The sequence below is a fragment of the Butyricimonas hominis genome, assembly GCF_014287455.1.
GTDB lineage: Bacteria > Bacteroidota > Bacteroidia > Bacteroidales > Marinifilaceae > Butyricimonas > Butyricimonas muris.
This window is the reverse complement of sequence record NZ_JACOOH010000006.1, coordinates 161,424-174,066: the sequence shown is the minus strand read 5'-3', so window position 1 is coordinate 174,066 and position 12,643 is coordinate 161,424. Positions and strand designations below refer to the sequence as shown.

The window sequence follows — 12,643 nt, the reverse complement described above, 5'->3', positions numbered from 1 at the left end:
ATACTTATTTAATAGGTAATTAGTACTTCAGAACCGGAACGAATGGTGAAGTCATGAATAAAACCCTGCAACACGAGTGAAAAAGAGGTGAGGTTATTCTACGTCGTCTTTAAGTAAGTAGTTTGCGCTTCGTCCGCCACCATCTGCTGATATCAAGATACCTTTCTTTATAAGATCGGTTATATCTCTGAGTGCTGTTGCTTGTGAAGTTTTGGTTATTTTTGCCCACTTCGAAGATGTGAGTTTGCCTTCGAAGCCATCCCAAAGACGGTTTATAATTTTTACTTGTCTTTCGTTCATAGATACTTCTCGATGTCTTTGCCAAAACGAAGCTTTCTGAACAACTCTTTTCACGACATTCTCGGAGTGAAGAATAGCTGACTTCATCGTCAGTAAGAACCATTCAAGCCAGAGAGTGATGTCTGTGGCGCCTGTCGTGGTCTTTTCCAATACCTCGTAATAGCGTTTTTTTTCTCTGAGTATTTCTGCTGACATACTGTAAAACCTGAGTGGAATCCCATCAGCCTTCGCGAGCAACATATCCGTGAGCGTTCTGGTTAAACGCCCGTTTCCATCATCAAATGGGTGGATTGCCACGAACCACACGTGTGCAATTGCGGCTTTTAACACGGGGTCTATACTATTCTCCTCGTTTACCCAAGCAACGAATTCATCCATCATAGTTGATACTACATCGGATGGCGGGGCTTCATAGTGAACTTTCTCCTTGCCCATTGCGCCGGAAACCACCTGCATCGGTTCCGCTCCGACCCTGTATGCTCCGACGGTTATTGGGTATATTCCGCTTCTTCCTGTAGGGAAAAGGGCCGCATGCCAATTGAATAATCTCTCGTTTGACAATGGCTTCCCGCTATTCCTGACGGCATCTAACATCACTTGCACGACTCCTTCCGTGTAATGGTCTGGTTCTGGCAACCCTTCCGTTTCAATGCCTAGGTGTTTTGCAATAGATGAGCGTACTCGCCCTGAATTCAGTACCACGCCCTCGATTTCATTAGAACGCAATATGTCTTCTGTCATCACGTCCAATGATGTCTTGTTTTGGATATCGAAACCCAATCCTCCCATTAGTCCTTGTATCTTCCCTTCGAGGTTACGAACTTCTGAGAGTAGAGTGATGAGTCTGGAATTGTCCCACGTGAATTTTGTCCAAGTTGGATATTGCCATATATATGTTGGTTTCATATTGGTGCGATTATTTCACAAAGATAATTCCATGATGTGAAAAAACAAATCATTCTCTTCAAATTTTGACGAGAATATTGCCAGTATTCAAATCAAGCGATTTGAACTTGTTAGTCATGTGGGTTTACGTCTGAAACACTCAGACGTAAACCCCAGTTATTTTTAAATCAATGCGATTTCCAGTACTTCCCGGATGTGGTTGACGAAATGGAAGGTGATACCCGAAACGTATTCCTTTTTGATTTCGTCGATGTCTTTTTTGTTCTCGCAGCAGAGGATAATCTCTTTGATTCCGGCTCGCTTGGCGGCGAGGATTTTTTCACGGATGCCGCCTACCGGAAGGACTTTGCCGCGCAGGGTGATCTCTCCGGTCATAGCAAGAGCTTTTTTCACTTTTCGTCCGGTCAGTGATGATGCCAAGGAGGTCACCATGGTGATACCTGCCGAAGGACCGTCTTTGGGTACGGCGCCTGCCGGAACGTGAATGTGAATGTTATGTTCCTCTATTGCTGCGGGGTTGATGCCCAATTCTTCGGCGTGTGATTTAATATATTCCAATGCCAGCGTGGCAGATTCTTTCATCACGTCACCGAGGCTTCCGGTCATGGTTAATTGTCCTTTGCCTTTGCTGATACTCGATTCCACGTATAGAATTTCTCCGCCCACGGCAGTCCAAGCCAAGCCTGTCACAACACCCGGTAGTTCATTTCCTTGGTATTCTTCTCTGGTAAAGATAGGCGTTCCGAGGTATTCTTCCACGGTATCTTTTGTCGGTTGCACCGTGAAGCTGGGGTCTAAGGCCACGTTTTTAGCCACTTGGCGCATAATCTTAGCCAAGGTTTTGTCTAAACCGCGCACGCCGGATTCACGGGTGTATTTGTCGATAATATAGTTCAATATATCATCCGAGAATGTGATCTGTTCTGCTTTTAGCCCGTGATTTGCCAGTTGCTTCGGGATCAGGTGACGTTTGGCAATTTCGATCTTTTCTTCCATAAGATAGCCGCTGACCTCTATCATTTCCATACGATCTCTCAACGGGGGAGCGATCGTGGAGATGTCATTCGCCGTGGCGATGAACATGACTTTTGATAAATCATAATCGATATCCAAATAATTGTCATGAAAAGCCGTGTTCTGTTCGGGATCAAGTACTTCCAATAATGCAGACTGCGGATCTCCTCTGAAATCCTGTCCTACCTTGTCGATTTCGTCCAGAATAAACACGGGGTTCGAGGTCCCTGCTTTTTTGATACTTTGTATAATCCTACCCGGCATGGCACCGATGTATGTACGGCGGTGTCCCCGGATTTCGGATTCGTCATGCAAGCCGCCTAATGACATGCGAACGAATTCCCGGTTCAAGGCACGTGCAACCGATTTGCCGAGAGAGGTTTTACCCACACCCGGGGGACCGTACAGGCAGAGAATCGGGGATTTCATATCTCCTTTCAGTTTTAACACGGCAAGGTATTCCAGAATGCGCTCTTTCACCTTATCCAGCCCGTAGTGGTCGGCATCCAGTATTTCGGATGCTTTTTTCAAATCGAAATTGTCTTCCGAATAGTGCTCCCACGGCAACTCGGTCAATTCCTTCACGTAATTGAATTGCACGGAATAATCCGGGGTTGACGGGTTCTGGCGTTTCAGTTTTTGGAGTTCCTTGCGGAATATTTCTTCCACGTTCTTCGGCCATTTTTTCTTTGATGCGGCCTCTTCCAGTTCTTGCAGGTCTTCGTCCACGGGATTCGCGCCCAACTCGTTCTGGATAGTCTTCATCTGTTGATGAAGCAGGTATTCTCTTTGTTGTTTATCAAGGTCGACCTTGACCTTTTGTTGAATATCCTCTTTTAATTCCAGAACTTTGACTTGTTTGCCCAGTAGTTCCAGTAATTTGTTTGCCCGTTCTTTCAATCTGTCGATTTCGAGCAATTCTTGTTTATCCCTGTAATCAATCTCTGTGTTTGAAGATATGAAATTGACAAGGAATAACATGCTCTCGATATTTTTCAAGGCGAAGCCTGCCTCGTTGGGAATATTGCTGGAAAATCTCACGATTTTCATTGCCATATCCTTTAGGGCTTCGGAAATGGCATTGTATTCCTGATCTTCCGTGTGTATTTTTTCCTCTTCTTTCACGATGATTTTACCCACGTGATAGGGTTCATCATACAAGATGTCATCCAAATGGAAGCGTCTTTTCCCTTGGATAATAGCTGTGGTCGTTCCGTCGGGCATCTCTAGCAATCTTAGCACGGAAGCGACCGTACCTGTCGTGTACAGATCGGTTTGCTGCGGGTTTTCCGTGAGGATATCCTTTTGTGCGATGACACCGATTAACGCGCTTTGCTTGTAAGCGAAACGTACCAGTTTTAGCGATTTTTCCCTACCGATATTGATTGGGATAATTACCCCCGGAAACAACACGGTGTTCCGTAGTGGTAAAATTGGCAGAGTGTCAGGTATATTACTGTGATCGTTCAGCATCTCTTTCTCGTCACCCAGTATAGATAAATAATCCTGATTTTCCTCTGATAAATTATCTTGTAAAAAATCTTTTAAATCTATATTGCTCATTATAATCTCCTTATCTATTTGTAGTTGTTTCTTCGTGTGATTTGGTTTCTTTCGGGAGTCCCTTGATTAGCCTAGAATCGGAGGACTGCCATTTTGGCAAAAAATTCCTGAAAAATAAACCATTACTTAATAGGACAATTCCTATGCCAAAGATTTTTTGGTCGAAATAGGGTAAAAAAAGATGCAATTGTTACTTTTGCACATAAATATAAAACACAAATGAAAATAATTTTATTCGACGATAAAAGTTGGAGAACGTTGAGACCTCTTACTTTGACTCGTCCGGTATCTGAACTAAGGGTAGGGATTCTCACGATTCGAGAGAAGTGGGAAAAACGGTTAGGTGACAAGGTTGCATACCTGACCAAGGACTACCTGCAAGAAAAATACCCGTTGTCTGTGGAAGATGATAATTTGCTGATCAACGCGTCCGTGTGTCCGAACCCACGTTTGTTGGGTGAGATCGGTGGTCTGCAGCCGGGGGAAATGTTATTACAGGGCGATTGTGTAATCGCTTTGCGTGTGGATAAACGGGAGGTCGCAACCTTTGATCCTGCCGTGTTACCGGGTTTAGTACGAAAGGAGTTCACGGGTGAATTTAATCGTGTGGAATATCCTTATCACGTGTTTTCACTGAACGGGCAAGAGTTGGAGATTGACTTCAAGTTATTGACCGAGGGACGGAAGAGTGCGCCGTTGGATAGTGGCGTGCGGGTATACGGGAAGTATCCTGTCTTCGTGGAGGAAGGTGCCGTTGTTCGCGGTGCCGTGATCAACACGGAAGGCGGTCCCGTGTATATCGGGAAGGACGCGGAAATCATGGAAGGAGTCCTCGTGAGAGGTCCTTTGGCGATGTGTGAACATGCGATATTGACGATGGGGGCGAAAGTGTACGGTCCCACGACTTTAGGACCTTATTGCAAGTGCGGGGGAGAGGTAAATAACGTGGTGATGATCGCTTACTCCAACAAGGCTCATGATGGGTTCTTGGGTAATTCCGTGCTGGGGGAATGGTGTAATATCGGGGCGGGAACAAACAACTCGAACTTGAAGAATACCTACGTGGAGGTGAAGTTATGGGATTACGAAACGAGACGTTTCCGGAAAACCGGACTTCAGTTTTGTGGTCTGATTATGGGTGACCATGCCAAGTTGGGAATTTCTACAATGATTAATACCGGAACGGTGATCGGCGTGGGAGCTAACGTGTACGGGGCAGAATTTCCCCGTAATTTTATTCCCTCTTTTGCTTGGGGCGGAGCCTGTGGATTTACCGAACATATGATGCCTCAGTTTATCGCGACAGCCGAAGCCGTGATGAAACGTCGGAATAAAGTATTCGATGACGTGGATCGTCGGATTATCGAGCATGTGTTTGCTGATCCGGACAGATAAAATAAAAAAAGGAGATTCACAGAATCTCCTTTTTTTATTTCTATTTCAGAAAGATTATTTCTTTCTGTTTTCCATGTGCGATTTGTAACGGTTCATGAACTTGTCAACACGTCCTGCAGTATCGATCAATTTGATCTTACCGGTATAGAACGGGTGAGAAGAGTTAGAAATTTCCATTTTTATCAATGGATATTCAACTCCGTCGATTTCGATAGTCTCCCTCGTTGCGGCGGTAGACTTGGTGATAGTAGTCATGCCATTAGACATATCTTTAAATACTACTAATCTGTAATTTTCAGGATGTATGCCCTTTTTCATCTCGTATATAATTTTTAAAATTGTTTCTACATTAACGGGCAGCAAAGATAGTCGATTCATTATAAATCACAAAGAAATTCAAGGACTTTTTTCGAGATGAGGTATTAAAACGTCATTTTTCCGTGAAGAGTACCGTTTGTTTGTATTTTTGGAAATAAAATGACGCCGGGGTTTACGCTTGTCAGCACGTACCTTCCGGCGTCGGGGAATGGATTATATCATTTTTGCGGGACCACTTCCTTCCTTAAGTTTTTCAGCAATTCTTCCCCCACGAAGCGCTCGAAGACTTCCGGTGTCGGGTTGTCTTTCTGCATCTTTAGAGCCGCGAGGTATTTTGCCTTGTCCTCGCCCGGAATGATAATCAAGGGTTCAAGGAACATCATCTGTATGTAGTTCATGAATAATAAAGCAACAGTGATGTTTGCCGCCCCGAAAGGCTTGATATGGGAAAAATAATAATGAAAGTCTGCTCCCAATTTTACGGTAAGTATATCATGAACGTTATTCAGTTTCTCGTTTGTTTCTTTACACAGGCTGTCCAGTTTGTCCGGTATTTGATCATAGTTTGCCGTGACGCCTTCTTCGTAGTATTCTTCACCTAAGCGGAAATCTCCCAAAGAGGTATCGTAACTGCCCACGGGAGTCGTTTCTTCTTTCCCGGTATGGTGCATTACTTTGGCACTGACCTCCCGAACGAAATCGGACGAAAGCCGCTTGCGCTGTTGGGCACATTTCATGAGGAAGAGAAAAGCGTTGCTCAAGTCTTTTATCCGTAGTACGGTTTCCCGCTCTACCTTGGGTGAAATCTCGATGTCATTCAAGATATTGAAAAAATCTTGTTTCTTTATATCCATCCCGTCCAGACGGGCAATCTCGTAAAGCAAGGTTTCCACTCTTCTTGGGGAATAACCTTTTGTTGCCAGTTTGGCTCTTCCGAGATATTCTTCTCTTGTTCTACATAGTTCTTGCCACATAATCGTTCATTTTTTCTATTTGGTACGTGGTATTTGTCGGTTTAGTTTTGTTTTTATATTTATTTGATAGATGAGATTATCTGTTGACAATACAGGGGTGGATATTGACAATAATATCGTATTTTTGTATGCTTGATTATGATTCACCAAGCGTATGCTGCTTAAAGAATAAAGTATGTTGAAGGATTTTACGGCAATAGATTTTGAAACGGCTAACCACCACCCGACGAGTGCTTGCTCTATCGGGATAGTCGTGGTGCGTGACGGTGTTATCGCGGATGAGTTTTCGCATTTGATAAAACCGGAACCGTTTTATTTTTACCGGAAATTTATCGGGATTCACGGCATTACCCCCGCGATGGTGGAAGACGCTCCTTCATTTTACGATTTGTGGGGAAAGATGGGGCGGTATTTTGACACGGAGGCGTTGGTTGCTCACAATGCCGGGTTTGATATGAGTGTTTTGAAGGCTTGTCTGGAGCGGTCGGACATCTATATCCCGATGCCCCAATCGTATTGCACGTGCCGACTCTCCCGAAAATTGGTAAAAGGTTTACCTAATTATAAACTGAACACGTTGTGCGAGCATTTCGGGATAGAACTGAATCACCACGAGGCATTGAGTGATGCCCGTGGTGCTGCTAAAATCATGATAGAACTCGGCCGTTTATAATCGGCTGATAATTTCCTTGAATATGGCTCCCATGCGTGGTTGGGCGTGGTTGCCCACGTCTTGTACTTCCGCGTGATTGGTGTCGAGTAAATCCGGAGTGGCGGTACTGTTCGTGATGACGGACATGCCGAAACATTCCATCCCCATGTGGCGTGCCACGATGATTTCCGGTACGGTAGACATTCCCACGGCATCCCCGCCTATAACGCGAATCCAATTGTACTCCGCCGGGGTTTCGAACGAGGGACCTTGCAGTCCGGCGTAGACGCCTTTCCATAATTTGATATCCAGTTTTTTCCCGGCTTCCTCGGCGAGCTTGATCAGGCGGGTACTGTATGCTTCCGCCATGCTTGGAAACCGGGGACCCAATTCGTCGATATTCTTACCCCTGAGCGGGTGTTCGGGAAAGAGGTTGATATGATCCCGGATGATCATAAGGTCGCCCGCGAGATAACTCGTGTTCACGCCCCCGGCGGCATTCGACACGAACAATGTCTTTACACCCAAGGCGTGCATGACTCTCACGGGGAAGGTTACTTCTTGCATGGAATAGCCCTCGTAATAATGGAAACGTCCTTGCATGGCGATCACTTTCTTGCCCCCGAATGTTCCGATAAGCAATTGTCCCCGGTGTCCCTGTACCGTGGATACGGGGAAATGAGGGATGGCCATGTAAGGAATGGCGTGTTCTATTTCGATGGATTTCCCGAGTTCTCCCAATCCGGTACCCAAGATAATCCCGATCGTGTGTTCTCCTTTGATATAAGGTGCCAAGTATCGGCTACTTTCTTTTATCTTGTCTAACATAGTTGTATATATTTTTAATGAGTTGGTCTTGTGATGTCAGAAATTCCGGTTCGATGGGAACATAGAATATCCGTTGTCTGATTTCATCCGGGATATTACTCAAGGCTAACCGCACGGCATCTTTTTCTGTCGTGAAGATGTATTTGTTCGGGTTGCTGATTTTGTCGTATTCCTGAATGATACGGTGAATATCCCCGTCCCGGTAATTGTGGTGGTCGGGGAAAGCGATTTGGTGTATTTGTTTGGTTAATTTTTCAAGATACTCGATGTAAGGGGCCGGTTGGGCGATTCCCGTTACACACAGGATAGCGCTGTCCGGGGTAACGGAGCAACGGCTGGTTTTATCCAGCGGGGTGATGTCCCCGTATTTCATCGTGGTGAACAGCAATTGCTGGTAAGCCATCAAGTTCAAGTGTTTCAAAATAATCCGCTTCTCGATGGGAGAAATGTTAGGCGGACATTTTGTCACGATCACGTAGTTTGCCCTGTCTTTGGCGCTTGCTTTCTCTCTGAGGCGTCCCAAGGGCAGGAGGTGGTCTTCGTATATCGGGCGGTTGTAGTCGATCAACAAAATATTGATATCCGCTTTCACGTACCGGTGTTGAAAACCGTCATCCAGAACGATAACATCCGGCTTCTCCGGCAATTGCATCAGTTTCTTGATGCCTCTCACCCGGTTGGCATCAACGGCGACCGTGATATCCGGGAATTTGTTTTTTATTTGCATGGGCTCGTCACCGATTTCGCTGGCAGTCGATGTCTCCGTTGCCAGCACGAAACCGGACGTTTTACGTTTATAGCCCCGGCTCAGGCAAGCTACCCGGTAGTCGTTTTTCAGCACGTTGATTAAGGCTTCCGTGTGGGGAGTCTTGCCTGTACCGCCCACGGTGATATTTCCAACGCAGATGATGGGAATATCAAATTCGTGAGACTCCAGTATGCCTAAGTTAAATAGTCTGTTTCTGACGCTGACACCTAGACCGTACAGGACGCTTAATGGCCATAAAGTAAGATATTTGAGCACCATGTTCTACATTCGCTTTAGTTAAAAGTGAGATCGTAAGGTATTCTGGCTACCATACCGTTTATTTTTAGTAATTCTTTTTGACTCCGGTATATATCATAGAAATCGCCCAACTCTTCTTTGACAATTTTTGCTTTTACCGTTTCGGTAAGGTTGGACAGGATATCTTCAAGCGGGTTGCGCTCCGTCGGGAGTTCCGTGATCTGGTATTCCGTCAGACCGGCTTTCGCGGCGGCAATTTGGATGGCGTCGTTCAAACCGCCCAGCACGTCAACCAACCCGATTTTTAAGGCGTCCTCTCCGGTCCATACGCGCCCTTGAGCGATCTCGTTCACTTCCTCTTTCGTCATGTGGCGTCCTTGGCTAACCCGGTCTAGAAATGTATCATATCCCCGGTTGATGTAGTTTTGCATCACGTTTCTCTCGTAGGCGGTCATCGGTCTGTCGCTGATTGGTATAGGTAACGGGTAACCACCGCCGAAATCGCTGTGGTCGTTGGTTTTTACCACGTCGGAATTGATTCCTAATTTATCCTTTATCAATTTCTCCCCGCTAAACAGCAACCCGAATATCCCGATGGAACCGGTTAATGTCGTGGGATCGGCAACGATCGTGTCGGCAGCACAGGAGATGTAATATCCGCCGGAAGCGGCAACATTTCCCATCGACGCGATGAGCGGTTTCTCTTGGGCGGCAAGCTGAACTTCTTTCCAGATGATATCGGATGTCAAGGCGCTTCCCCCCGGTGAGTTTACACGTAGTACGATAGCCTTTATATTTTTATCCTCCCGGGCCTTGCGTATGGTTTGCGCTAATTCCGGTCCGATGCTTGTAGCTGACTGTTGGAAACCGATATCCCCTTGCGCGTAGATAACGGCAATCTTGTCTTTGGCAAGGTTAATGGTCGGGAGTACGGCTCTTTGATATTTATCGAGCGTGATCATGGATAATTGGGTAGAGTCCGGAATGCCACAAGCCGTGTTCAATTTGCGGAGCATTTCGTATTCGTAGAGAGTGCCGTCGAAGAAGCCTTCTTTCACGAATTCCTCGGCAGGATATACTTGAAACTCGTTTGTCAGTCGAGTGATTTTCTCTACCGGTATATTACGGGTTACTGAAATTCCCTTGATGATATTTCCCCAGAGAGAATTTAAGTAGGTTTGCACTTGTTCACGATTGGCGTCGCTCATGTGATCTTGTAGGAAAGGCTCTACTGCCGATTTGAATTTCCCTACACGGATAACTTCCGGTTCGACGCCGATTTTCTTCAACAGATCCTTGTAGAACGATACGTTGGCGGACATTCCCGTGAGTAATAACGGGGTTTCCGGGTTCACGAATATACTGTCGGCAACGGTTGCCAGATAGTAACTTTTCTGGTCGTATCCCAAGTTCGAGTAGCTATAAATAAATTTTCCGCTTTCTTTGAATTTCAATAGCGCGTCCCGAATCTCATCAATCGTGGCGAGTGCCCCGAAGTTGGATTTTATTTCCGTCAAGTCAAGATAGATTCCCTTGATCCGGTCGTCTTTCCCGGCTTGTTCGATGTATTTCAGTATTTTATTTAACCCGGTTTGTTTGTTCATGGATAAAGACATGATATTCAGATTTTCTAACGGGTTATCGGAAGCTCTGTCCGGTATTGGATCGCTGAAGGATAATTTCAGAATAGAATTGTCCGTGACAGTAACACTCTTGCTGCCGGCAAAACTGATGAGGCTGACAGAACTGATGAACATTACCATGCAGATAATGAGCATGAATATGTTCACGATAAATACGCCGATGACGGTCGCTAATAGATACTTTAGAAAGCTTTTCATAATGTAATTTTAGTCGTTAATTATTTATTATACAATAAACGAGTTAGCTTTTTATATTGGGTACGTGAGAATCATTTTTCAATAAAAAATGATTTTCACAAATGTATGCAATAATTTTGGTCATGCAAATTTAAAATTGGTGTTGTTTTGTTTCTCGTCTATTTTTTGATAGTTTTACGTCGGAACAAAATAGATACGGAATGAGTAAGTTTGAAGTTATAGGAGGGAAGCGGTTAAAGGGCGAACTGGTCCCTCAAGGAGCGAAGAATGAAGCGTTGCAGGTGATATGTGCCTGCCTGTTGACGAAAGAAGAAGTAGTGATTAGCAATATACCGGAGATACTGGACGTGATCAAGTTGATCGAGTTGCTGAAAGGTATCGGTGTGCAGGTGGAGCGATTGCAAAAAGGGGAATACTCCTTCAAGGCTTGCAATGTCGATTTGAAGTACTTGGAAACGGAAGATTTCTACCATAAGGCATCCAGTTTGCGCGGTTCCATCATGATTCTCGGACCTTTGTTGGCGCTCCACGGTTTCGGGTTGGTGCCGAAGCCGGGTGGGGACAAGATTGGGCGTCGTCGTCTGGATACCCATTTTTTGGGCTTCGAGAAGTTGGGGGCTACTTTCGAGTATGACGGGGTGTCCGGGTGTTTTAAGGCGTCGGCACAAAAGCTCAAGGGGGCTTATATGTTACTGGACGAGGCGTCGGTGACCGGAACCGCGAATATCGTGATGGCGGCAGTCCTCGCCGAAGGGGTTACGACTATATATAATGCGGCTTGTGAACCTTACGTGCAACAACTTTGCAAGATGTTGAATGCCATGGGAGCCCGTATTTCGGGGATTGCTTCCAATCTGTTGACTATCGAGGGTGTCGAGAGTCTTCACGGTTGCCGTCACCGTTGTTTGCCGGATATGATTGAAATCGGTAGTTACATCGGGTTGGCCGCTTTGACGCGTTCGGAGATCACGATCAAGGGATGCGCCATTCCCCAGTTGGGAATTATCCCGAATGCTTTCCGCAAGTTAGGAATCCGCATCGAGGAACGGGACGATGATTTATACATCCCCCGTCAAGAGCATTACATGATAGAGGACTTTATCGACGGGTCCATTCTCACGGTTGCCGATGCCCCGTGGCCGGGTTTGACACCCGACTTGTTGAGTGTCTTTTTGGTTGTGGCAACGCAGGCTAGGGGTAGTGTGCTGATTCACCAGAAGATGTTCGAGAGCCGTTTGTTTTTCGTGGATAAGTTAATCGACATGGGAGCAAAGATCATTCTTTGTGACCCGCACCGCGCCACGGTTATCGGTCAAAACCACGAGTCGCAACTGCGTCCCACGAAAATGACCTCTCCGGATATCCGTGCCGGAATCGCCTTGTTGATCGCTGCCCTCTCCGCACCGGGAAAGAGCGTGATTGACAATATCGATCAGATCGACAGGGGGTATGAAAATATCGACGAGAAACTGAACGCTATCGGGGCGGAGATCAAGAGAATGGTGTAATTGATTACAGTGTGTAAGTTGTTGAATATGAACAACAATATGGAAAAATAAGATTGCGTTCTTCAAGGATGCGGGGACTGTATTGGAAGTTCCCGTGTCAACAGAAGAAAAAACAGTATGGCTCAATCGTCAGCAGATGTCTGTATTGTTTGATAGAGATGTAAAGACCATTGGTAAACATATCAACAATGTTATGCATGAAGAATTGGAAGGACAAGTGGTAGTCGCAAAATTTGCGACTACCACTCGGCATGGTGCAATGGAAGGCAAAACACAAACTAAACAAACGGAATATTATAATTTAGATATTAGATTGAAGGATACTCTATGAAGATTTT

The 12,643-nt window shown here is 45.5% G+C and carries 11 protein-coding genes; 4 read left to right on the top strand and 7 right to left on the bottom strand.

Annotation, left to right across the window (positions count from 1 at the left end; genetic code table 11):
* Positions 1 to 93: 93 nt before the first annotated feature.
* Both H8S64_RS14280 and lon read right to left on the bottom strand, forming a co-directional pair.
* Positions 94 to 1,206 (bottom strand): Fic family protein, encoded by a 1,113-nt coding sequence (locus H8S64_RS14280; protein WP_186976868.1) that lies wholly within the window; start codon positions 1,204 to 1,206, stop codon positions 94 to 96.
* A gap of 162 nt (positions 1,207 to 1,368) precedes the next feature.
* The gene (lon, locus tag H8S64_RS14275) at positions 1,369 to 3,783 is read right to left on the bottom strand and encodes an endopeptidase La (protein WP_099290623.1); all 2,415 of its coding nucleotides are present in this window, start codon (positions 3,781 to 3,783) and stop codon (positions 1,369 to 1,371) included.
* A 219-nt stretch (positions 3,784 to 4,002) separates the two neighbouring features.
* Between lon and H8S64_RS14270 the strand changes: the two genes are divergently transcribed.
* A complete protein-coding gene (locus H8S64_RS14270; RefSeq protein WP_186976866.1) occupies positions 4,003 to 5,178 on the top strand; it encodes a GlmU family protein in 1,176 nt (391 codons plus the stop codon).
* A 54-nt stretch (positions 5,179 to 5,232) separates the two neighbouring features.
* Here the strand turns inward: H8S64_RS14270 and H8S64_RS14265 are convergent, their stop codons facing one another.
* Together H8S64_RS14265 and H8S64_RS14260 are read right to left on the bottom strand one after the other, a co-directional pair.
* A complete protein-coding gene (locus H8S64_RS14265) occupies positions 5,233 to 5,496 on the bottom strand; it encodes a type B 50S ribosomal protein L31 (protein ID WP_099290812.1) in 264 nt (87 codons plus the stop codon).
* A 218-nt stretch (positions 5,497 to 5,714) separates the two neighbouring features.
* On the bottom strand, positions 5,715 to 6,470 hold the full coding sequence (locus H8S64_RS14260; protein ID WP_099290621.1) for a Fic family protein: 756 nt from the start codon (positions 6,468 to 6,470) through the stop codon (positions 5,715 to 5,717).
* A gap of 175 nt (positions 6,471 to 6,645) precedes the next feature.
* Here H8S64_RS14260 and H8S64_RS14255 point away from each other — a divergent pair, with 175 nt between their 5' ends.
* Entirely contained in the window at positions 6,646 to 7,143 is a 498-nt protein-coding gene (locus H8S64_RS14255) for a 3'-5' exonuclease (RefSeq protein WP_099290620.1), read from the top strand.
* On the opposite strand, the gene H8S64_RS14250 is transcribed toward H8S64_RS14255, so the two are convergent.
* From H8S64_RS14250 to sppA, 3 genes are read right to left on the bottom strand one after another with little or no spacing between them, the layout of a single operon-like run.
* The gene (locus tag H8S64_RS14250; protein WP_186976864.1) at positions 7,138 to 7,950 is read right to left on the bottom strand and encodes a purine-nucleoside phosphorylase; all 813 of its coding nucleotides are present in this window, start codon (positions 7,948 to 7,950) and stop codon (positions 7,138 to 7,140) included. The genes H8S64_RS14255 and H8S64_RS14250 overlap by 6 nt on opposite strands.
* A complete protein-coding gene (gene lpxK / locus H8S64_RS14245) occupies positions 7,925 to 8,977 on the bottom strand; it encodes a tetraacyldisaccharide 4'-kinase (RefSeq protein ID WP_186976862.1) in 1,053 nt (350 codons plus the stop codon). The genes H8S64_RS14250 and lpxK overlap by 26 nt, the downstream gene beginning before the upstream one ends.
* Positions 8,978 to 8,991: 14 nt before the next feature.
* A complete protein-coding gene (gene sppA / locus H8S64_RS14240; protein WP_186976860.1) occupies positions 8,992 to 10,797 on the bottom strand; it encodes a signal peptide peptidase SppA in 1,806 nt (601 codons plus the stop codon).
* A 200-nt stretch (positions 10,798 to 10,997) separates the two neighbouring features.
* On the opposite strand from sppA, the gene murA reads away from it, so the two are divergent.
* Complete coding sequence (murA, locus tag H8S64_RS14235) at positions 10,998 to 12,305, top strand: UDP-N-acetylglucosamine 1-carboxyvinyltransferase (RefSeq protein WP_186976858.1); 1,308 nt, start codon at positions 10,998 to 11,000, stop codon at positions 12,303 to 12,305.
* Positions 12,306 to 12,399: 94 nt separating this feature from the next.
* The gene (locus H8S64_RS14230; RefSeq protein ID WP_227216278.1) at positions 12,400 to 12,636 is read left to right on the top strand and encodes a virulence RhuM family protein; all 237 of its coding nucleotides are present in this window, start codon (positions 12,400 to 12,402) and stop codon (positions 12,634 to 12,636) included.
* Positions 12,637 to 12,643 lie beyond the last annotated feature (7 nt).